Below are 17,276 nucleotides of genomic sequence, written 5' to 3' on the forward strand. Positions count from 1 at the left end.
GATGAACATCGCTTCCGACATTCCCGTGGCGCAGCCCGCCGCCGGCGGCCTGCTGCAGGACGACGCCGCGCTGCAGGGGCTGGCCGAACTGATGGGCAAGCTGGAGCCGCTGCTGGCGGGCCGGCGCCTGAACCGCGTGGTCGATCTGCTGTCGGCCACGGCGGACCTGGTGGACATGGCAGACGACTACATGGTCGAGAAGGTCGCCAAGGCCTTCGAGGATGGCGTGGGCGGGGCCTGGGCCGCGGGCAATGCCGCGCGCATGGCGGCGGCCCAGGTGCAGGCCATGGAGGAAACGCCCACCCTGATCGGCCTGATGCGCATGGCACGCGAGCCCGATGTGCGGCGCGGGCTGGCCTTCATCCTGGCCATGGCCGGCGCGCTGGGGCGCCAGCATGCCCACGATCCCATCGACTACGCGGCGGACTGAAACGCAGGGCCGAGCCACGGCCGCCCGGCAGCGCACGGGCTGCGGTGGTACAAACGCCGGGGGCGGATGTGATCCGCCCCTTTCTTTTTGCCCATTGCCCGCCATGCCTTCTTCCTGTTTCTTGCCGGTGCTGCCGGCCGCTGTCCCTGACCATTGCAGGCCCCGCCGCACCGAGGGCAGGGCATGACCGCGCAGCACCTGAGCCGTGGCGACTGGGCGCGTGCGCTGCTGGTCATACTGATCTGGGGCACCAACTTCGTGGCCATGAAGTTCGGTCTGCTGACGCTGTCGCCCATGCTGCTGAGCGCGCTGCGCTTCGTGGTGGCGTCGCTGCCCTTTTTGCTGTTCGTGCGCCCGCCCAAGTCGGTGGGCTGGCGCTATCTGGCCGCCTATGGGCTGGTGCAGGGCGTGGGCCAGTTCGGCATGCTGTTCCTGGGCCTGAAGCTGGGCATGCCGGCGGGCATGGCCTCGGTGGTGCTGCAGACGCAGGCCTTCGTCACGCTGCTGCTGGCCGCCTTCCTGCTGGGCGAGCCCGCGCGCCTGTGGCATTGGCTGGGCCTGGTGGTGTCGCTGGGCGGGCTGGTTGCCATTGGCAGCGCCCATGGCGAGGGCGACAACGCCATGACGCTGGCCGGCTTTTTGCTGACCGTGGGCGCAGCCTGCATGTGGGCCGTGTCCAACATGATCACGCGCTATGCGGCGCGCAGCGGCCCCTACGAGCCCTTCCCCTTCATCGTCTGGAGCAGCATCTTCCCCATCGCGCCGCTGATGGCCCTGGCTGTCTGGACCGATGGCGCGGATACGGTCGTGCAGCAACTGGCGGGGATCGACCTGACCGCCGTGGCCTCCATCCTGTACCTGGCGCTGCTGGCCACGCTGCTGGGCTACGGCCTGTGGACGCGCCTGCTGCAGCGCTATGCGGCCGGCACGGTGGCGCCGCTGTCGCTGATGGTGCCCGTGGTGGGCCTGGTCTCGGCCATGCTGCTGCTGGGCGAGCGGCCCACCTTCATGCAGTGGATGGGCACGCTGGCCGTGCTGGCGGGCATGGTGATCAACCAGTTCGGCGGGCGCTGGCTGGCGGGGCGGGCGCGATAGGGGAACAGGCGCCAGGGGGATGGTCGGGGCCGGTGGCAGCAGGCCGACTTTGCATTTCTTTAAATGACTCGGGTAATAAAAATCATTATCATTCCCGCTCTTTGAAAGGCGGCGTGCTCCAGGCGCGCGGCCAACGCCCGGCGCCGCACAGACCTTGAACTGTTGTGGCGCCTTTGTCCGTCCGGGCCTGCGCGCGGTGTCTGCAGCGGCCGCGGCGTCCATGACGGGCAACGATCCGCAAGAAAGGTCATCCCCATGCAAGCCTCGACCCCGGGAGGGTCCTCTCCATCCCTGCTGCGCTACCGCGTGGCCGTGGCCTCGCGCGCCTTGGCGGCGATCGGCGGCGGCTATCTGCTGTCGGCCGCCTGCGCCGCCACGGGCGCGCGCGCCATGGTCTGGCTGGGCGTGGAACGGGCCGATGCGGCGCTGGGCTCGACGCTGCTGGCCTTCATCATCTACGCCGTGGCGGCCATGTGGGCCTTTGGCTGCGCCAGCGCCTGGCGCGCCTGGGCCGTGATCGGCCTGCCGGGCGCGGGCCTGGGACTGCTGGCCTGGGTGCTGTCGAACGGAGCCGCCGCATGAGGGCAGACGGCAAACCCGAGGGACTGCGCCAGTCCATGTCCTGGCTGCACACCTGGAGCGGCCTGCTGCTGGGCTGGCTGCTCTACGCGGTGTTCTTCACGGGCACCCTGAGTTATTTCCGCGACGAGATCAACGACTGGATGCGGCCCGAGCTGCACGGCTCGGTGCAGGACGCCGATACCGCGCAGCGCGCACTGGAGGCCATGCAGCGCATCGCGCCGGAGGCCACGACCTGGACGCTGGGCCTGCCCGGCCCGCGCCAGGTGGCCGTGGCCGCATCCTGGCGCGAGCCCGGCGCCGCCACGGGCCGCGCAGGCACCAGGCGCGCCGAGATCGACGCCGCCACGGGCGAGAAGCTGGAGCCGCGCGAGACACGCGCCGGCAACTTCTTCTACCGCTTCCACTTCGAGCTGCACGCCATGCCGCGCATCTGGGGCCGCTGGATCGTGGGCTTCGCCACCATGCTGATGTTCGTGGCCATCATCACGGGCGTGATCACGCACAAGAAGATCTTCACGGACTTCTTCACCTTCCGCCCGTGCAAGGGCCAGCGCTCCTGGCTGGACGCGCACAACGCCACGGCCGTGCTGGCGCTGCCGTTTCACATCGTCATCACCTTCAGCGGACTGGTGCTGCTGATGTTTATGCTCATGCCCTGGGGCATACAGGCGGCCTACAACGGCGACACCAATGCCTACTTCGCCGATGTGCGGGGCGCGCGCGGTCAGGCGGCCAACCAGGGCCCGGGCGCGCGCGGTGACAAACAGGAGCGCCAGGCCGCTGCGCTGGCCGATATCGCGCCCATGCTGGCCGAGGGCGCGCGCCGCTGGCCCGAGCACGGCGTGGGCAGCATCACGGTCAACGCGCCCGGCACCTCGCGCGCGGTGGTCGAGCTGCGCGAAGGCGGCGGCATGAGCCTCATCAACCGCGGCCAGTCCGAGACCCTGCGCTTCGACGGCGTGACCGGCCAGTTGCAGGCCAGCGCCGAGGCGCCCGCCATCTCATGGGTGCGCGCCACCAGCAACGTGATCACCGGCGTGCACCTGGGCCGCTTTGCAGAGCCCGCCACGCGCTGGCTGCTGCTGCTCAGCGGCGTGGTCGGCACCTTCATGGCCGCGTCCGGCATGGTGCTGTGGGTGGTCAAGCGCATGCCCGAGCGCCGCAAGCTGGGCCGCACGCCCTTCGGCCACCGTCTGGTGGAGGTGCTCAACGTGGGCTCCATCGCGGGCCTGTCGGTGGCCGTGGCCGGCTTCTTCTGGCTCAACCGCCTGCTGCCCGTGCCCATGCAGGGGCGCGCCGACTGGGAAATCAACGGCTTCTTCATCATCTGGCTGCTGTGCCTGCTGCATCCGCTGCTGGTCTCGCACCGCAATGCCTGGCTGCAGCAGATGGCGCTGGCCGCCGTGCTGTATGCGCTGCTGCCCCTGCTCAACCTGCTGACGGGCGGCGCATCGCTGGTGCAGACCCTGGCCAACGGGCAGTGGAGCATCGCCAGCTTCGAGCTGCTGATGCTGGGCCTGGCCGCCATCCACGGCGTGGTGGCCTGGTGGCTGCTGCGCGGCAAGCCGGCAGCGGCTGCAGTGCCCCGCACGCAAGCCCGCGCCGCCAGCCATGCCCCCACGCTGGAGCGCGCGTCATGATGATTCTTGCCGCCTTTTTTCTGGCCTTTGCAGGCTTTGCCGTCATCGCCGCGACCATGGACCGGCACCAGGACCAGCTGGGCACCGAAGGCCTGGCGCCCGCGCGCCTGAAGGCCTGGCGGCTGGCCGGCCACGCGCTGCTGGCCCTATCGCTGGCGCCCTGCCTGCTGCGCTGGAATGCCTCGGTGGCCGTGGCCGCCTGGCTGGGCCTGCTGACCTTTGCGGCCCTGGCCCTGGGCCTGCTGCTGACCTATGCGCCGCAGCTCGCGCGGCGTGTGGCGATTGTGGCTGCTGCCGCAGGATTGGGGACTTGGCTGCTGCTGGGCTGAGCGGGCAGGTCTTTCCCTTCGCTTTTTCCTGTTTTCCTTTGAGTGAATCACACGGCGGGGCCCCTTGCGGGCCCCACCCCATTGCTGAGCATGCAAATGGTGCGGACCTCCTATTAATTGTGATTTATCAATAACAATCACATATTTGTGCGCAGAGATCGCTGCGTGATTGAATATCAATAGTCAGCATCTGATTTCAATCCATCAGTCAGAAACAAGTTCGATTCGTGTTGTCAAACTGTGGTTCTTTGGCAGGAGAATGCGTATGACTGTTCCGGCATTTTATTTCCCTCTGGTTTTGACTGGCGGCTTGATGCTTGCCTCCAGTATGGCTCAGGCAGGACCCATGCAGGATATAGGGACTGCCTCGGGTCCGCAGTGCGCAGGCCTGGATGTCAATAATTCCGGATATGTAGTGGGCGCCTGTGCAGAGGCCAATGGATCTGCCTCGGGCTTTGTTGCCCTGGCGCCCGGCAGCGCGGTGGATCTGGCACATCTGGTCGATGGTCGCAATTGCGTGGCAGGCGCCATCACCAACGTGGGCCGTCTGGTCGGGTGGTGCATGAACAGCAATTCGCTGCCCACTGGCGTGGTCTGGAATGCCACGGCGCCCACCACCGTCCAGGCCCTGCAGGCCCTTGTGGGCGGCGTGCGCACCAAGGTGACCGCGCTCAGCCAGAGTGGCGCGGTCGCGGGTGTCAGCCTCAATGCCGACAACACGGCCTTGCCGGTGATGTGGCGCAACAACGAAACCACGGCACGCACGCTGCCGGCCGGCCTGCTGGGCCTGGTTGCCACGAACTGCGTGCCCGCCGATGTGGACGACCATTCCGTGAATCCGACGATGCCCAATATCGTCGGCAACTGTCCCGGCTCCAGCGGCCGGCCCCAGCCCGTGCTGTGGTCCCCGGGGCTGCTGGGAACCTACGCCTCCGCCGCGCTGCCGCTGCCTGCCGATGCGCTGCACTGCCGCGCTTCCCAGGTGGTGAACTCGCGCATTCTGGGCCATTGTGATTTTGGTGCACAGGGCGGTCATGCCGTGCTGTGGAGCAATCCGGCTTCGGCGCCGCTGGTGTTGTCCACGGGCGCGCAGCGCAGCAGTGCCAAGACGCTGAACGCCAATGGCCGGGTCATCGGCAAGTACAGCAACACCAACGGCGATCCCGTTCCCTTCCACTGGGACACCACGACCAATGTGCGCACCGACATCCCCGCGCCAACCGGTGGCATGCATGCCTCGGTGTCGGACATAGGCGACAACGGCAATGTGGTGGGCAGCAGCGAGATGGGCGATGGCACGCGCCATGCGTTCAAGTGGACCCTGGCCGGAGGATCGGTGGACCTGGGCACGCTGCCTGGCGGCAAGAACAGCGGTGCCATTGCGCTGAGCCAGGATGGCTGCTATCTGACGGGCGGCAGCGAGACGGGCTCGGGGCAGGATACGCATGCGTTTGTGCAGAACCTGTGTGCGCCTTGAATGAATATGCCTCTTTTCATATTTTCAATGAATGGAGTGTTTCATGAATCAATTTAATAAAGCAATGGGTGGCTGGGTTGCCTTGATGCGGAAGATAAACATCGTTGCACAGACTAGATATACGGTATTGCTGCCTTTTGCTTGTGCAATGATGGTGCTGCCCGTTCCTGGTGACGCCAAAGATCTTCGGGAAGCGTACCGTCTTTATGACAAAAATGGCGTTGCCTTCACTCCTATTACAGACTTGAGGAAAGTTTTAGGGGACCAACTCACGGAGGAGGAGCTTGACGAGCTGATTGCGGAGATTGACTCGGATGGCTCAGGCCCCGTGGATCACGATGGATTCATGAAAATCATGATAGACGAGTGACCCGCGCATGTGCCGCCCCATCTTCTTAATACGCGGCCCCGGGGTGCGGCACAGCCTGGGCCAATGGCGAGTTCTCGAACTGCCCCCGCAGCCTGCGCGCCGCATTCGCAAACAGCAGCACATCCACGCCCACGGCCACGAAGCTGCAGCCCAGGTCCAGGTAGCGGCGGGCCAGGGCGGGGTCCGAGGTCAGGGTGCCGGCCGCCTTGCCGCTGGCGATGATGGTCTTCATGGCGGCTTCGATGGCGGCCTGCACCTCGGGGTGGCCGGGGTTGCCGCGGTGGCCCATGGAGGCGGCCAGGTCGGCGGGGCCGATGAAGACGCCGTGCACGCCGTCCACCGCGCAAATGGCTTCAAGGTTGTGCAGGGCGGCCACGGTCTCGGCCTGTACCAGCAGGCAGACCTCGTCGTCGGCCACCTGCAGGTAGTCGGCGCGTGCGCTCCACTGCGATGCGCGGCCCACGGCGCTGCCCACGCCGCGCACGCCCAGCGGCGGGTAGCGCGTGGCGGCCACCACGGCGCGCGCCTGTTCGGCCGTGTCCACCATGGGCACGAGCAAGGTGGTGGCGCCTATGTCCAGCATCTGCTTGATCAGGGCCGTGCTGCCTTCGACCACGCGCACCACGGCCTGGGCCGGGTGCGGGGCCACGGCCTGTAGTGCGGCCAGGGTGCTGCGCACGTCGTTGGGCGCGTGCTCGCCGTCGATCAGCAGCCAGTCATAGCCGCAGGTGGCGGCGGCCTCGGCCAGGTAGGGGGCGGCCATGGACAGCCACAGGCCGATGCGGGGCTGGCCTGCGGCCAGGGCGGTCTTGAAGGGGTTATGGGCTGGCATGATGTCCGGTGATTTCGTTGAGGGAAAGATTCAGTCCAGCAGGCCCTGGCAGACGTACTTGGTGTGCAGGTAGTCGTCCAGGCCGTGGGTGGAGCCCTCGCGGCCGTAGCCCGATTCCTTGACACCGCCGAAGGGCGCTGCCTCGGCGGCCAGTGCGCCTTCGTTGATGCCGACGATGCCGGTCTCCAACGCATCGGCCATGCGCCAGATGCGGCGTGCGTCGTTGCTGTAGAAGTAGGCGGCCAGGCCGAAGGGCGTGTCGTTGGCGGCGGCGATGACCTCGTCCTCGCTGTCGAAGACGGTGAGCGGCGCCACGGGGCCGAAGGTTTCCTCGCAGGCGCAGGCCATGGAGGCGTCGGCGCCCGTGAGCACGGTGGGCGCGTAGTAGTTGGCGCCCAAGGCATCCAGGCGCCTGCCGCCCGTGAGCACCCTGGCGCCGCGCGCCACGGCGTCCTGCACATGGCGCTCGATCTTTTCCACGGCGCGCGCATTGATCATGGGGCCGATCTGCGAGGCCGGGTCGCTGGCCGGGCCCACGTGCAGCGCGGCCACACGCGCGGCCAGCTTCTGTGCAAACACGTCGTGCACGCTGCGGTGCACGAAGACGCGGTTGGGGCAGACGCAGGTCTGGCCGCCATTGCGGAACTTGGCGGCCATGAAGCCGTCGACGGCGGCATCGATGTCGGCATCCTCGAAGACGATGAAGGGCGCATTGCCGCCCAGCTCCAGCGAGAGCTTCTTGAGCGTGTCGGCGCTGCGCCGCGCCAGGTGCTTGCCCACGGGCGTGGATCCCGTGAAGGTGATCTTGCGCACGCGCGCATCGTCCAGCCAGACATCCACCACCTCGGGCGTCTTCTCGCGCGAGGCCGTGACGATGTTGAGCACGCCCGCAGGCACGCCCGCCTCCTGGGCCAGCAGCACCAGGGCCAGCGAGGTCAGCGGCGTGTCTTCCGCGGGCTTGCAGACCACGGTGCAGCCGGCGGCCAGCGCGGGCGCGATCTTGCGGGCGATCATGGCGGCCGGAAAGTTCCAGGGCGTGATGGCGGCCACCACGCCCACGGGCTCGCGCAGCGCAAACATGCGCCGGCCCGGCACGGGTGCGGGAATGATCTCGCCGTTCATGCGCGTGGCCTCTTCGGCAAACCATTCGATGTAGCTGGCCGCATAGGCGACCTCGCCCTTGCCCTCGGCCAGGGGCTTGCCCTGCTCGCGGCTGATGAGGCGGCCCAGGTCATCCTGGTGGGCCAGCACCAGGCCGTTCCAGCGCTTGATGATGGCGGCGCGCTGTTTGGCAGGCGTCTTGCGCCAGGCGGGGAAGGCGGCATGCGCGGCGTCCAGCGCGGCGCGGGCCTCGGCGGCGCCGGAGTCGGGCACCTCGGTGATCGGTGCGCCCGTGGCGGGGTCGGTCACGGCCAGGCGCGGGGCAGTCGCGGTCGTCCATTGGCCGGCGATGAAGTTGGCGCTGCGCAGCAGCTCGGGGCGGGTCAGGGTCAGTGGCATGGAATCGGTGGATGCAAGGGTTGGAGGGGGCGGCTCAGCTCACGATGCCCAGGTGCCAGGGCACGAACTCATGGTCGCCCAGGCCCAGGGTCTCGCTCTTGGTGGGCTCGCCGCTGGCGTGGCGCAGGATCTGCGCGAAGATGCGCTGCCCCATCTCGGGCACGCCGCATTCGCCGTCCACGATCAGGCCGCAGTTGATGTCCATGTCTTCCTCCAGGCGGCGGTACATGGGCGTGTTGCTGGCCAGCTTGATGGTGGGCGCGGGCTTGCTGCCGAACATGGAGCCGCGCCCCGTGGTGAAGCAGATCAGGTGCGCGCCGCTGGCAATCTGGCCCGTGGAGGCCACGGGGTCGTAGCCCGGCGAGTCCATGAAGACGAAGCCTGGCTCGGTGATGGGCTCGGCATATTCGTAGACGGCGCGCAGCGGCGTGGTGCCGCCCTTCATGGCCGAGCCCAGCGATTTCTCGAAGATGTTGGCCAGGCCCCCGGCCTGGTTGCCGTGGCCGACCACGCCGTTGAACTGCGCGTTCTGGCCGGCCGCGTAGCGCTCCCACCAGGCCAGGCGGTCCAGCAGCTTCTGCCCCACGGCAGGCGTGATGGCGCGGCGCGTGAGCATGAATTCCACGCCATGGATCTCGGGCGTTTCCGACAGGATGGCCGTGCCGCCGTGGCGCACCAGGATGTCCATTGCCGCGCCCAGGGCCGGGTTGGCCGTGATGCCCGAAAAGCCGTCCGAGCCGCCGCACTCCAGCCCGATCTTCAGGTGGCTGGCACTGACCGTGCTGCGCCGCGCGGCGTCGGCCTCGGGCAGCATCTCTTCGATGGCGCGGATGCCGGCCTCTATGGTCACGCGCGTGCCGCCGACCTCCTGCATCACCAGGGTGCGCATGAGCCGGCCTTCGCTCAGGCCCTGCGACTCCACGAGGGCATCGACCTGGTTGCGCTCGCAGCCCAGGCCCACGATGAGCACGCCGGCCAGATTCGGGTGGCGCGCATAGCCGGCCAGCGTGCGGCGCAGCACGTCGAAATGCTCGCTGGGCGAGGACATGCCGCAGCCGCTGGTCTGGGCGAAGGCCACCACGCCGTCCACGTTGGGAAATGCCGCCATGCGCTCGGCCGTGAAGTGCGCGGCAATGCGCTTGATCACCGTGGCCGAGCAGTTCACCGACGACAGGATGCCGATGAAGTTGCGCGTGCCCACGCCGCCGCCGGCGCGCACAAAGCCCTGGAAGCTGGCGCGCTGCGCCTCCGGCACATAGTCCACGGGCCGCACATCGGCGCCGAAGGCCGGGTCGCGGTAGTAGTCCACGATGCGCAGGTTGTGGCTGTGCACATAGTCGCCGGCCTCCAGCTCACGCGTGGCCACGCCGATCACGGTGTCGTACTTCTTCACCTGCTCGCCCTCTGCGATGCGGCGCGCGGCGATCTTGTGGCCCGCAGGCACCTGGGCGCGGGCGCGCACGCCCAGTTCGGGAATCTCCTGGCCCAGCGACAGAGCGGTCCTGGCGACCAGCACGTTGTCGTTGGGATGCAGGTGCAGCAGGGGGCTATCGGTGCGGGACATGCGGGACATGCGGGGCTTTCATCGGTGTGGGTTCGCGGGCTGTCAGCCCTTCATCAATTCGCGCAGCTTGAGCTTGTCGATGAGGACGGTTTCCTTCTGGTAGACCGTGTTCACGTACTTCTCGTAGTCCGGGCCGTCCAGGTAGAGCAGCGGCGCATCCAGCTTCTCGGCCACGGACTTGAACTCGGGGCTGGCCACGGCGGCGCGGAAGGCCTCGCGCAGCCTGGCCGCCACGGCCGGGTCCAGGCCACGCGGCGCGCCAATGCCGTTGGGCGCATCGACCACCACGTCGTAGCCGCATTCGCGCAGCGTGGGCACGTCCTTGAAGCGCGCCGTGCGCTGCTCGCCCCAGGTGGCCAGCAGGCGCAGCTTGCCGGCTTCCACATGGGGGGCCCAGGAGCTGGAGTCGGCCAGCGCATCCACGTGGCCGCCCAGCACGCCCTGCAGTGCCTCGGCGCCGCCCTTGTAGGGCACATGGTTGAGCTGTATGCCGGCCACGCCCGCAAACTCCTCCATGCCCACATGCGTGGCACCGCCCACGCCTGCATGGGCATAGGTCACCTGGCCAGGCCGGGCCTTGGCGGCGGCCACGAAGTCCTTGAGCGTCTTGAACGGCGAATTGGCGGGCACGGCAATGCCGAAGGTCTGGCCCGAGGTGCGCGCGATGTAGGTGTAGTCCTTGCGCGGATCGGCCTGCAGGCTGCCCAGTTGCGAAAAGCGCGTGACCGAGATGGGAATCTGGCCGATGGTGTAGCCGTCCGCCCTGGCCGAGGCCAGCGCCTTGGCGCCGATCATTCCCGATGCGCCCGCACGGTTCTCCACCGCGATCGGCTGGCCCAGCAGCTTGCCGGCCACGGTGCACAGCGCGCGCATGGACTGGTCGGCCGTGCCGCCCGCAGGCCAGGGGCAGATGAAGGTGATGGGGCGTTCGGGCCAGTTCTGGGCGAAGAGGGGGCCGGTGGCTGCCAGTGCGCTGGCGCCGAGGGTGGCGAGCACGAATTCGCGCCGGCTTGCATGGCGTGTGCGTGGGGTGTTCATCGCTTGTCTCCTGTATTGGCTTTTTGCAGCCCTGTGATCCGGGCCTTGGGCTGGCTGGCGCGATTGTTCAGCGCCTGATCATGACAATCCAATGAAAAGATAGACTGGCTTCATAACCTCAAAGCTATGAAGACCCCATGAGCAAGATAGACCGCGTGCTGCGCTCCAACCTCAAGCTGCGCCATCTGCAGCTGCTGGTGGCGCTGGACCAGTTCCGCCATCTGGGCCGCGCCGCCGAGTTCCTGGCCGTGACCCAGCCCGCCGTCTCCAAGACCCTGGCCGAGATCGAGCGCATGCTGGACATGACGCTGTTCGAGCGCTCCACGCGAGGCACCGAGCCCACGGCGGCCGGCGTCAGCATGGTGCGCTTTGCGCGCTCGGTGCTGGCGGGCTTCGAACGCACGCGCGATGAAATGGCGGCCGAGGCCAGCGGCACGCGCGGGCGCACCAGCGTGGGCGCCATGGTCGTGGCCACGCCCGTGCTGCTGGCCCGGGCCGTCGAGCAGTTGAAGGCGCGATCGGCCCAGACCACGGTGCTGGTCGAGGAGGGCGATCTCACGCGGCTGCTGCCCAAGCTGCGCATGGGCGAGCTGGACCTGTTCGTGGGCCGGCTCGAACCCGGCTATGCCTCGCCCGACCTGGAGACCGAAGCCCTGTACGACGAGCCCATGGTCGCCGTCGTGCGCCCCGGCCATGCGTTGCTGGCGCAGCCTGCGAGCTGGCAGGCGCTGGCCGACATGCCCTGCGTCATGCCCCCGCCCTGGGCATCGCTGCGCGTGAAGCTGGAGCAGCAGTTCTTCGCCCACGGCCTGCATCCTCCGGCCGATCTGGTGGAGTCCGCCTCATTCCTGTCGCAGATCAGCTTCCTGCACCAGCGCGGCGCCGTGGCCTTCATGGCGCGCGGCGTGGCCGGGCATTTCGCGCAGCAGGGGCTGGTCGCCGTGCTGGACCTGCCCGTGCCCATCGACCTGCCCCCCGTGGGCCTGATCACCCTGCGCGGCCAGCCGATGACGGCGACGACGCGGTTGCTGGTGGAGTGTTTGCGGGCGGTGGCGGGCAAGTCGTTGGCTACAGCACGCCACGGCGAGCAATTGCAACATGGCAGATAAGGAAACGCAGCAATGTCTGAAGATAATCCATGGCCCAGCGGCGAATCAAAGCCGGTCATCCTGTTGTCTGATGGGCCTTCGGAGCTGTCCAGAAAGCACGGACTGCATTTTGTGAGAGATGTTGACGATCTGGATGTCTGCCATTATTGCTATGCCTTGGATAAGGATGTTGGTACCATCCTCTTTCATTTCTACGTGAATTCGCCGGCCAAAGGCACAGCGATCTATGTGGACAGAAGTGTTGAGACGGTTTTTGCCATCAACAAGCTGATGGCGAATTTTGCCATTCACCCATCGGAGGTGAAGTGGGTTCAGTCGGACATGTAGATGCGCCCATGAAGAACATGCTTGTAGTATCGAAAACCTGCAATGCGGGCAAAATTCAATCCAGTCCGCTTCCGCATGGCTGTTTTGTTGTGACGGGGAAGGGTAAGGGTAAGGACCCCGGATTCAATCTTGCAATAACGAGGTTGCTGGAGATCGGGTGTGAATTCTTTGCGACGTGGGGAGACTACTCCGACGCGGAATAGATCATTGATGACTTGATTCTGGACGCCGGCGATATGGATGCTGTCACTATCTCCCTGAACGAGAGCTTGGAGGATGCCGTTGAATTCTTCGCTCATGGCGCATTTCCCGGGCTCAATTGCGTGAGATTTGTATTGTTGATTTGCCAAGATGCACCAGAGAGTCTGATGTTGAAAGCGATATCTCTGTTTGAAAAGGAGTTGAATCTGTAGGAGTGTCTTGGGTTTCTGTTGGCTGAAGATGATTTAAGAATCCATCTGGATGAGATTCAATTCATGATCTGGAATAATTTTCTTGTAGACGGCGTTCATGAGGCTGCAGCACTGCTCGGTTATCTTGCGAGTTCTTTGGATCTTTTTCCTGGTGATGTTTGTGCAATAGATTCAGTCGAGCAGATCGTGGAGAAAAAGGAAAAAATTGTTTTGCTGATTGAAGATTCTCATGAATTCCAAGGGATGAAAATGGTCACTGTATATCTTGAAGAGGATGTTGTGGTCGAGAATTCAATCTTTGCTTTTATGGCAAGGAATTTCAAGATTGATATTTATTTGCTTGACGAAGATTCCGGATATTATCGTGATCTTGTTTTGCTGGATAAAACGGGTGGAATAAAAAAAGTCACCTTTCAGGGGGGGTGACTCAATGAGTACAATTATCCAGGATATTGCGGAACAGGTTCTGGTGAAATATGGTTCATTGCGTGAACCCAATTACTTTGAATTATCTGTTCCATCTTGTGATGCCAGTGCGCTGAAAGAATCGATTGAGCATATCGCTGAGGCACAAGACTATTCAGATGTGAACGATGATGTGTGCTATCGCCTTGACATTAATGGCAGTATTGGTTGTTATGAGATTTTTATTTCCTGGGTCGGAAATTATGTGGCCATCCTGGAAAATTCTGATAAATCAGGCAGGCAGGTGATTTCAGGGGCAGGGTGCGATCATTTGTTGAATCAAATAATTTAAAAGATAGTATCGGCTGGATTTGTCATTCTGGAAAAGAGTGTTCTTTTGATGAATATGGATTTCACGCTGATAAATTCAGACGATGATTTTGCTCCGTTATACAAGGTACTATTTACCGACCACGATCTCAGGTTCTCTTGAGGTATTTGATTACCCAATGTAGTGGGCTGAGATAGCCCTTCGCCCTCTCGATTCCAGGCGATGGCTTGCGGTGCCGCTTGACACGTTCCGGAACCCACGGCCTTGCGTTAGGTGACACGGGCGGTGCGCGATTGCAGGGCGGGCTGTCCGGGGTTGCATCCCCATCTGCACAGCCCTCAGCTCTGCGCCACCGGCATGCCCACCACCAGTCCATTCAGCTGTGGCGATACCGTGATCTGGCAGGCCAGCCACGAGTCTCCGCGCACGTCGAGGGCGAAGTCCAGCATCTCCCTTTCGCCGCCCTGGGCCGGGCCCACGCGGTCCAGCCACTCCGGTTGTATGTAGACATGGCAGGTGGCGCAGGCACAGGCGCCGCCGCATTCGGCATCGATGCCCGGCACGCCGTTGGAGACAGCGGCGCGCATGAGGCTCTGTCCCTCCGCGGCCTGCACCGCATGCTCGCTGCCGCCGTGCTCCATGAAGGCAATGGAGATCATGACGTGAGTGGGGCTTTGGAGGGGAGCGTTGGGAAACCGGGGTCGGCGCAGTGCGTGGCGGCGATGGCCTTGCGCGCAGCCATGAATTCGCCCGGCGAATTCACGCATTCGGCGGCGCACAGCTGGCCACCGCGCAGGTGCAGGACGGCGAACCTGCCGCTGGCCGGGTTGCCGCGCAGCACGGTCTGGTCGCCCTGGCCGGGCAGGCCGGCGATCTGCAGCCTGGTGTCGTACTGATCGGACCAGAACCAGGGCGTTTCATGGGCGGGCAGTTCGCTGCCCGTGATGGCGCAGGCCGCGCGCCGGGCCTGTTCGAGCGCGCTGGGCACGCTTTCGAGCCGGTGCAGCCCGGGGTAGCCGGCCAGCGGGCGGCGCGTGGCATCGCCTATGGCGTAGATGCCGTTCATGGCGGTGCGGCCTTCGCCATCCACGGCAATGCCGTCAGCGCAGTCCAGGCCGAGGGATTGCGCCAGTTCCATGCAGGGCGCCGCGCCCACGCCGATGAGCACGGCATCGCACTCCAGTCGGGAGCCATCGGCCATCCACAGGGCCGTGATGCGGGTGGGGCTGTCTCCCTGGATGGCGGCGACCGCTGCATTGAAATGCACCTCCACGCCCTGGCCTGCATGCAGCTGCAGCAGATGCGCAGCCATCTGCGGCGAGGCGCTGCGCGTCAGCAGCCTGCCTTCGCGCTCGATGATCCGGACCTGCACGCCCAGCTTGCGGGCCGTGGAAGCGATTTCGAGGCCCGCATAGCCGCCGCCGATGATGGCCAGGCAGCGTGCGGTCTGCAGATGGCCCCGCAGCGCCTGCGCGTCTTCCATGGTGCGCAGGTAGGTGATGCCAGGCCGCTCATCCCCGGGCAGGACCAGCCAGCGCGGCGCGGAGCCTGTGGCAATGACCAGGTGTTCGTAGTGCAGCACCGATCCGTCGTTCAGCGCCACCTGCCGCGAGCCCGGCTCTATGGCCATGGCGCGCATGCCCGGGCGCAGGGCGATGGCCTGGTCCGCGGAGGCGCCGGCGGGCCGCGGCAACAGCTCGTCCGGGCCCATGGCCTGCTGCAGCCAGGCCCTGGACAGCGGCGGGCGCAGGTAGGGCGGCAGGTCCTCGCCGCCGACCACAGTGATCGGGCCCGGGTGGCCGTATTGGCGCAGCAGGGCGGCCAGGGTGCCACCGGCGTGTCCGGCGCCGATGATGACGGCATGGCCTTGGGGGTGTTGTGCGGGGTTCATGCTGCACCTTCGCAGGAGGCCCGGAGTACGGGGCGGGCGCAGATCTCGTCCCAGGCTTGCCGCATGAAGCGCGCGGCCGCCACGTTCTGCTCCAGCAGGTCATAGCCTGCGCCCAGGCCGTAGTCGGGGAGATTGATGAATTCGGTGGTGAGGTAGCGCAGCGGGCTGTGCGGCTGCGCATGGTGGCAGGCCAGCACCTTGCGGATGGCCTCTTTGGAGGGCTCCAGCAGGTAGGCATGCCAGGGCGAATGCCATTCGCCGGGTCCGGGCCGCAGCATGGGGTACTGGATGCCCCGGCCCGGGCTGCCGTCCTCGTCGCGGTGCCACAGGTTCAGGGGCTGGTTGGGGCCGGCCGCGCGCAGCTGGGCCCAGCGCACGATGCCCATGTCCAGCCATTGTTCGCACAGCGAGCCGGGCTCGAACGGGTCCAGCACCAGTTCGCCGCGCTCGAGCAGCCCGCGCACGCCAGACCGGTCCAGCTCGGCCGGGTTGCCGATCTTGAAGTTCACATGGCTGTAGTCCAGCGTGAAGTGAAAGGGCACGCCGCGTGCCTGCACGCGCCCGGCCACGCTGCGCACGCGCAGGAAGTCTTCGGTCCACGTGTTCACATGCAGCGCGAAGCTGGGCTCCACGCCCAGGCCCATGGCGTCGTCATAGACCCGCAGATAGTGTTCGGCAATTTCCACATCGGACAGCACATGGCCGTCGCGGTGGTGCTTGAAGGTCATGATGTTGTGGCAGCGCACGCCGATCTCGCGGCAGATGCGCAGGTTGCCGGCCAGCAGGACCTCGTCCTCGCCCAGGCGGTAGAACCAGCTGGCGGTGTGCACGGGCAGCTTGAATTCGGCGATGGCCGACTCGTAGTCGGCCAGCTGGTGGCGCAGCGGCAGGCGGTCGAAGCAGTCGAACACGCCGGTCTCGCTGACGAGGCGGAACTGCTCGCGTATGGGCAGCTCCTGCAGGCCGATGGGCTGGTGGCGCGAGGAGCGCTGCACGCCACGGCCGTTGCAGCCGATGGGCGGGAGGGTGGGGCGGGGGGCTTCGTGCATGACCTGCTCCTCAGCCGCCCGTGGGCGCGCCCACGATCATGCGGTCCGCCGGCAGAGGGTGGCCCGCGTTGCGCGACCCGGTCAACGGGGACCGGGCATCGAGTACATCGGTTGTCATGGATCTGTCTCCTTGTTGAGTGTGGTGTTGCGCCCCGGCCGCTGCTCAGCCCCATAGGCGCTGCGGGCCAAGAAGGCTTCATCGGCCAAGCGGCTCCCGGCGCCGCTGCCCGCACGGTGGAAGGCCTCCAGCGCGAACACTGCTTTCAGCCTGCTGCCCAGCGCGTGCGTTTGCCGCAGGGGCCAGAAGCTGGCCTGCATGCCGCCTGGCGCGGGCTCGCCATGCCCTGTCTTCGAATGCAGTCTGGGCATGGGATGTCTCCTGGGCTCCGATCGCGGCTCTCGACCCATGGCTGCTGGGTTGATGTGGAAAATCAAGGTGTATGCACTCGAATTAAGTCGGATTGCCTACAAAGAAACACCAAGGCTTTCCATGGAGCAATGCCTCTTTTTCCCCGCGTACAAGGATTGTGAATTTTTCGATTTGACTTGACTATCGGGAAAATACTTTATTTGTTTTTGGCTATTGAATAGGGTGTTTGAGCGTAGGCGCTTGAAATTCCCGCGGTGGACGGATGTTTCCACCGGGCCAGCGTGGCGACGCAGGACCCTGGACGGTGGAAATGCACCGCAGGCAGCTGAAATGTCAGCCCATAGCCATGCAGGCAGCGGCGGCATGCAGGGGCAGGAGGTCCATGTCGGGGGAAGGAAAAGGAGAAGGAGAAGGAGGAGGAGCGGAGCCGGATGCGGATCGCGCGCAGCTTGTGGCTGCCCACCAGCGTCCGCGAGGCTGGCGTCAGGAGCACGGCGCAGATCGGCCTGCTCACGGCCATTCCC

At 65.7% G+C, this 17,276-nt stretch carries 20 protein-coding genes; 11 read left to right on the forward strand and 9 right to left on the reverse strand.

From position 1 onward, the window contains the following. Nucleotide 1: 1 nt before the first annotated feature. From ACF8LI_RS11950 to ACF8LI_RS11980, 7 genes are all read left to right on the forward strand, one after another. Nucleotides 2-430 carry a DUF1641 domain-containing protein gene (locus ACF8LI_RS11950; protein ID WP_034391401.1) on the forward strand — a complete coding sequence of 143 codons (429 nt, stop codon included), beginning with the start codon at nucleotides 2-4 and terminating at the stop codon, nucleotides 428-430. Nucleotides 431-613: 183 nt separating this feature from the next. Further along, entirely contained in the window at nucleotides 614-1,525 is a 912-nt protein-coding gene (locus ACF8LI_RS11955; protein WP_013803501.1) for an O-acetylserine/cysteine exporter, read from the forward strand. 255 nt (nucleotides 1,526-1,780) lie between these two features. Further along, nucleotides 1,781-2,107 carry a DUF3649 domain-containing protein gene (locus ACF8LI_RS11960; RefSeq protein ID WP_016449744.1) on the forward strand — a complete coding sequence of 109 codons (327 nt, stop codon included), beginning with the start codon at nucleotides 1,781-1,783 and terminating at the stop codon, nucleotides 2,105-2,107. After that, complete coding sequence (locus tag ACF8LI_RS11965) at nucleotides 2,104-3,747, forward strand: PepSY-associated TM helix domain-containing protein (RefSeq protein WP_392414303.1); 1,644 nt, start codon at nucleotides 2,104-2,106, stop codon at nucleotides 3,745-3,747. The genes ACF8LI_RS11960 and ACF8LI_RS11965 overlap by 4 nt, the downstream gene beginning before the upstream one ends. Continuing rightward, nucleotides 3,744-4,076 (forward strand): DUF3325 family protein, encoded by a 333-nt coding sequence (locus tag ACF8LI_RS11970; RefSeq protein ID WP_046241415.1) that lies wholly within the window; start codon nucleotides 3,744-3,746, stop codon nucleotides 4,074-4,076. The genes ACF8LI_RS11965 and ACF8LI_RS11970 overlap by 4 nt, the downstream gene beginning before the upstream one ends. Before the next feature lie 415 nt (nucleotides 4,077-4,491). Continuing rightward, entirely contained in the window at nucleotides 4,492-5,553 is a 1,062-nt protein-coding gene (locus ACF8LI_RS11975; protein ID WP_224986357.1) for an HAF repeat-containing protein, read from the forward strand. A 43-nt stretch (nucleotides 5,554-5,596) separates the two neighbouring features. After that, nucleotides 5,597-5,923 carry an EF-hand domain-containing protein gene (locus ACF8LI_RS11980; protein ID WP_392414304.1) on the forward strand — a complete coding sequence of 109 codons (327 nt, stop codon included), beginning with the start codon at nucleotides 5,597-5,599 and terminating at the stop codon, nucleotides 5,921-5,923. A gap of 25 nt (nucleotides 5,924-5,948) precedes the next feature. On the opposite strand, the gene hpaI is transcribed toward ACF8LI_RS11980, so the two are convergent. The 4 genes from hpaI to ACF8LI_RS12000 are packed head-to-tail and all read right to left on the reverse strand — an operon-like array spanning nucleotide 5,949 to nucleotide 10,857. After that, nucleotides 5,949-6,755, reverse strand: coding sequence for a 4-hydroxy-2-oxoheptanedioate aldolase (gene hpaI, locus ACF8LI_RS11985; RefSeq protein ID WP_392414305.1), 807 nt, complete (start codon nucleotides 6,753-6,755; stop codon nucleotides 5,949-5,951). Nucleotides 6,756-6,785: 30 nt separating this feature from the next. Next, the gene (locus ACF8LI_RS11990) at nucleotides 6,786-8,255 is read right to left on the reverse strand and encodes an NAD-dependent succinate-semialdehyde dehydrogenase (protein ID WP_392414306.1); all 1,470 of its coding nucleotides are present in this window, start codon (nucleotides 8,253-8,255) and stop codon (nucleotides 6,786-6,788) included. Nucleotides 8,256-8,289: 34 nt separating this feature from the next. Continuing rightward, entirely contained in the window at nucleotides 8,290-9,819 is a 1,530-nt protein-coding gene (locus tag ACF8LI_RS11995; RefSeq protein ID WP_392414324.1) for a UxaA family hydrolase, read from the reverse strand. A gap of 42 nt (nucleotides 9,820-9,861) precedes the next feature. Further along, nucleotides 9,862-10,857, reverse strand: a complete 996-nt coding sequence (locus ACF8LI_RS12000) for a tripartite tricarboxylate transporter substrate binding protein (RefSeq protein WP_034391410.1) — start codon at nucleotides 10,855-10,857, stop codon at nucleotides 9,862-9,864. 137 nt (nucleotides 10,858-10,994) lie between these two features. On the opposite strand from ACF8LI_RS12000, the gene ACF8LI_RS12005 reads away from it, so the two are divergent. Together ACF8LI_RS12005 and ACF8LI_RS12010 are read left to right on the forward strand one after the other, a co-directional pair. Next, the gene (locus ACF8LI_RS12005; RefSeq protein ID WP_392414307.1) at nucleotides 10,995-11,966 is read left to right on the forward strand and encodes a LysR substrate-binding domain-containing protein; all 972 of its coding nucleotides are present in this window, start codon (nucleotides 10,995-10,997) and stop codon (nucleotides 11,964-11,966) included. A gap of 12 nt (nucleotides 11,967-11,978) precedes the next feature. Beyond that, nucleotides 11,979-12,293 (forward strand): hypothetical protein, encoded by a 315-nt coding sequence (locus ACF8LI_RS12010; protein ID WP_180317701.1) that lies wholly within the window; start codon nucleotides 11,979-11,981, stop codon nucleotides 12,291-12,293. Here ACF8LI_RS12010 and ACF8LI_RS12015 read toward each other — a convergent pair. Continuing rightward, on the reverse strand, nucleotides 12,278-12,592 hold the full coding sequence (locus ACF8LI_RS12015; RefSeq protein ID WP_392414308.1) for a hypothetical protein: 315 nt from the start codon (nucleotides 12,590-12,592) through the stop codon (nucleotides 12,278-12,280). The two genes, ACF8LI_RS12010 and ACF8LI_RS12015, sit on opposite strands and share 16 nt — an antisense overlap. 132 nt (nucleotides 12,593-12,724) lie before the next feature. On the opposite strand from ACF8LI_RS12015, the gene ACF8LI_RS12020 reads away from it, so the two are divergent. Beyond that, the gene (locus ACF8LI_RS12020) at nucleotides 12,725-13,132 is read left to right on the forward strand and encodes a hypothetical protein (protein WP_392414309.1); all 408 of its coding nucleotides are present in this window, start codon (nucleotides 12,725-12,727) and stop codon (nucleotides 13,130-13,132) included. A 4-nt stretch (nucleotides 13,133-13,136) separates the two neighbouring features. Further along, on the forward strand, nucleotides 13,137-13,463 hold the full coding sequence (locus ACF8LI_RS12025; RefSeq protein ID WP_392414310.1) for a hypothetical protein: 327 nt from the start codon (nucleotides 13,137-13,139) through the stop codon (nucleotides 13,461-13,463). A gap of 317 nt (nucleotides 13,464-13,780) precedes the next feature. Here the strand turns inward: ACF8LI_RS12025 and ACF8LI_RS12030 are convergent, their stop codons facing one another. The 4 genes from ACF8LI_RS12030 to ACF8LI_RS12045 form a co-directional block, all read right to left on the reverse strand. Continuing rightward, nucleotides 13,781-14,101 (reverse strand): 2Fe-2S iron-sulfur cluster-binding protein, encoded by a 321-nt coding sequence (locus tag ACF8LI_RS12030; RefSeq protein WP_392414311.1) that lies wholly within the window; start codon nucleotides 14,099-14,101, stop codon nucleotides 13,781-13,783. Continuing rightward, entirely contained in the window at nucleotides 14,098-15,333 is a 1,236-nt protein-coding gene (locus ACF8LI_RS12035) for an NAD(P)/FAD-dependent oxidoreductase (protein WP_047218716.1), read from the reverse strand. The genes ACF8LI_RS12030 and ACF8LI_RS12035 overlap by 4 nt, the downstream gene beginning before the upstream one ends. Beyond that, complete coding sequence (locus tag ACF8LI_RS12040; protein ID WP_016449735.1) at nucleotides 15,330-16,382, reverse strand: hypothetical protein; 1,053 nt, start codon at nucleotides 16,380-16,382, stop codon at nucleotides 15,330-15,332. The genes ACF8LI_RS12035 and ACF8LI_RS12040 overlap by 4 nt, the downstream gene beginning before the upstream one ends. Before the next feature lie 114 nt (nucleotides 16,383-16,496). Further along, nucleotides 16,497-16,751, reverse strand: coding sequence for a hypothetical protein (locus tag ACF8LI_RS12045; protein WP_047218714.1), 255 nt, complete (start codon nucleotides 16,749-16,751; stop codon nucleotides 16,497-16,499). Nucleotides 16,752-17,276: the final 525 nt, after the last annotated feature.

This window comes from Delftia sp. WSY_12 (assembly GCF_043104645.1).
In the GTDB taxonomy this organism is placed as follows: Bacteria; Pseudomonadota; Gammaproteobacteria; order Burkholderiales; family Burkholderiaceae_C; genus Comamonas; species Comamonas tsuruhatensis.

Bases quoted from the DNA above. Each gene is read 5' to 3' on its own strand.
- ACF8LI_RS11950 (WP_034391401.1), top strand. From the start codon at position 2: ATGAACATCGCTTCCGACATTCCCGTGGCGCAGCCCGCCGCCGGCGGC.
- ACF8LI_RS11955 (WP_013803501.1), top strand. From the start codon at position 614: ATGACCGCGCAGCACCTGAGCCGTGGCGACTGGGCGCGTGCGCTGCTG.
- ACF8LI_RS11960 (WP_016449744.1), top strand. From the start codon at position 1,781: ATGCAAGCCTCGACCCCGGGAGGGTCCTCTCCATCCCTGCTGCGCTAC.
- ACF8LI_RS11965 (WP_392414303.1), top strand. From the start codon at position 2,104: ATGAGGGCAGACGGCAAACCCGAGGGACTGCGCCAGTCCATGTCCTGG.
- ACF8LI_RS11970 (WP_046241415.1), top strand. From the start codon at position 3,744: ATGATGATTCTTGCCGCCTTTTTTCTGGCCTTTGCAGGCTTTGCCGTC.
- ACF8LI_RS11980 (WP_392414304.1), top strand. From the start codon at position 5,597: ATGAATCAATTTAATAAAGCAATGGGTGGCTGGGTTGCCTTGATGCGG.
- hpaI (WP_392414305.1), bottom strand. From the start codon at position 6,755: ATGCCAGCCCATAACCCCTTCAAGACCGCCCTGGCCGCAGGCCAGCCC.
- ACF8LI_RS11990 (WP_392414306.1), bottom strand. From the start codon at position 8,255: ATGCCACTGACCCTGACCCGCCCCGAGCTGCTGCGCAGCGCCAACTTC.
- ACF8LI_RS11995 (WP_392414324.1), bottom strand. From the start codon at position 9,819: ATGTCCCGCACCGATAGCCCCCTGCTGCACCTGCATCCCAACGACAAC.
- ACF8LI_RS12000 (WP_034391410.1), bottom strand. From the start codon at position 10,857: ATGAACACCCCACGCACACGCCATGCAAGCCGGCGCGAATTCGTGCTC.
- ACF8LI_RS12005 (WP_392414307.1), top strand. From the start codon at position 10,995: ATGAGCAAGATAGACCGCGTGCTGCGCTCCAACCTCAAGCTGCGCCAT.
- ACF8LI_RS12010 (WP_180317701.1), top strand. From the start codon at position 11,979: ATGTCTGAAGATAATCCATGGCCCAGCGGCGAATCAAAGCCGGTCATC.
- ACF8LI_RS12015 (WP_392414308.1), bottom strand. From the start codon at position 12,592: ATGAGCGAAGAATTCAACGGCATCCTCCAAGCTCTCGTTCAGGGAGAT.
- ACF8LI_RS12025 (WP_392414310.1), top strand. From the start codon at position 13,137: ATGAGTACAATTATCCAGGATATTGCGGAACAGGTTCTGGTGAAATAT.
- ACF8LI_RS12030 (WP_392414311.1), bottom strand. From the start codon at position 14,101: ATGATCTCCATTGCCTTCATGGAGCACGGCGGCAGCGAGCATGCGGTG.
- ACF8LI_RS12035 (WP_047218716.1), bottom strand. From the start codon at position 15,333: ATGAACCCCGCACAACACCCCCAAGGCCATGCCGTCATCATCGGCGCC.
- ACF8LI_RS12040 (WP_016449735.1), bottom strand. From the start codon at position 16,382: ATGCACGAAGCCCCCCGCCCCACCCTCCCGCCCATCGGCTGCAACGGC.
- ACF8LI_RS12045 (WP_047218714.1), bottom strand. From the start codon at position 16,751: ATGCCCAGACTGCATTCGAAGACAGGGCATGGCGAGCCCGCGCCAGGC.